The sequence below is a fragment of the Chromobacterium sp. S0633 genome (assembly GCF_024158805.1).
In the GTDB taxonomy this organism is placed as follows: domain Bacteria; phylum Pseudomonadota; class Gammaproteobacteria; order Burkholderiales; family Chromobacteriaceae; genus Chromobacterium.
In genome coordinates this window covers 1-1574 of record NZ_JAMZGH010000111.1, presented here as the reverse complement: position 1 = coordinate 1574, position 1574 = coordinate 1, and the positions used below count along the sequence as shown (strand labels likewise).

Annotated in this window: 2 protein-coding genes; both read left to right on the top strand. The window is 66.1% G+C overall.

Translation table 11 applies throughout. The features are described 5' to 3' along the window. Positions 1 to 1224 (top strand): type VI secretion system tip protein VgrG (gene vgrG / locus NK214_RS25130; protein WP_305883584.1); only part of this gene is annotated, 1224 nt, incomplete at its 5' end. Next, on the top strand, positions 1224 to 1574 hold a 351-nt coding region (locus NK214_RS24815; RefSeq protein ID WP_253315795.1), incomplete at its 3' end, for a hypothetical protein. The genes vgrG and NK214_RS24815, both read left to right, overlap by 1 nt.

Below are 1574 nucleotides of genomic sequence, written 5' to 3'. Positions count from 1 at the left end.
AAGACCCAGGAAGAAGACGCCTCGTGCTGGATCCGGGTGTCGCAAGCCTGGGCCGGCAAGGGCTGGGGCGTGCTGGCGCTGCCGCGGGTGGGTCAGGAAGTGCTGGTCACCTATGTGGACGGCGATCTGGACCGGCCGATGGTCACCGGCATTGTCTACAACGGCGACAATCCAACGCCTTACGACCTGCCGAAAGACATCCGCTACACCGGTCTGGTCACGCGTTCCTTGAAGCAGGGCCGTTACAGCAACGCCAGCCAGATCACCTTCGACGACCAGCGCGGCGCGGAGCGGGTGATGGTGCACGCCGAGCGCGACATGCAGCAGACCACCGAGCGCAATAGCTCGGAGGCGGTGGGCCAGGACCAGAACATCGATGTGAAAGGCACGTCGACCTCGGTCACCGGCGCGTCGATCAAGTTCACCGGGGTGTCGGTGTCCTTCACCGGCCTGTCGGTCAGCTTCACCGGGGTATCCACCAGCTTCACCGGCCTGTCCACCAGTTTCACCGGGGCGTCTACCAGCTTCACCGGCGTCTCCACCGGCTTTACCGGGGTGTCCACCGGTTTTACCGGCGTGTCCACCAGCTTCACCGGCATTTCCACCGGTTTCACCGGGGTGTCCACCGGTTTTACCGGCGTGTCCACCAGCCTGACCGGCACGCGCACCTCGGTGACCGGCACCTCGCAGGGCATGACCGGCATTTCCACCTCGATGACCGGCACCAGCGTGTCGGCCACCGGCATGTCGCAAAGCATGACCGGGGTGTCGTCTTCTTATACCGGCACCTCCACCAGCGTCACCGGCAGCAAGATGTCGGTGACCGGCACCTCCAAGAGCGTGACCGGCACCTCGATGTCGGACACCGGTTCCTCGGTCAGCATCACCGGCACCTCGATGTCCACCACCGGCTCGTCCACCAGCGTGACCGGCAGCAAGATGTCCACCACCGGGTCCGACGTCGGCGTCACCGGCTGTTCGGTGTCCACCACCGGCGCTTCGGTCAAGTTGGTGGGCAGCGATACCTCGATGACGGGTTCCGAGACCAAGGCGGTGGGCAGCAAGATGTCCACCACCGGTTCCAGCATCAGTTCGGTGGGGTCTGAGGTCAGCAGCACCGGCTTTAGCAACTCCACCACCGGTTTCAAATACTCCTACACCGGCGCGTCCTACTCGGACACCGGCGTGGATCTGAAAAAAGTCGGCATGGAGGTCAAAAGCTGATGCCCTTGCGTCATATCAAACCCCAGGCGGCGCTCGTGTCCTCGTCGCGCACCCAGATCGGCGCTCAAGCCATGTTGCGCGTCGGCGTCGGCGTCGGCTTCCGCCTGAGCGATCCCTTCATCCTGGCGCACGAGGCCGCGTGCTGGGAGGCGATCAAGGCCGCGGAGCCGGCGCTGCCGCTGTTCGAGCCGGCCATGCCCAAGCTGCGCGCCGAATGGCTGTTGCTGGGCAGCGCGCATTATCGCGGCCCGGCGGCCGGCGCCGGCGCGCTGGACTGGCTGGCCGAGGCCGAGCTGGGCGGCGTGCGCAAGATCGCGAGTTGCCGGGCGCGGCCGCGCGTGGACGGCGGC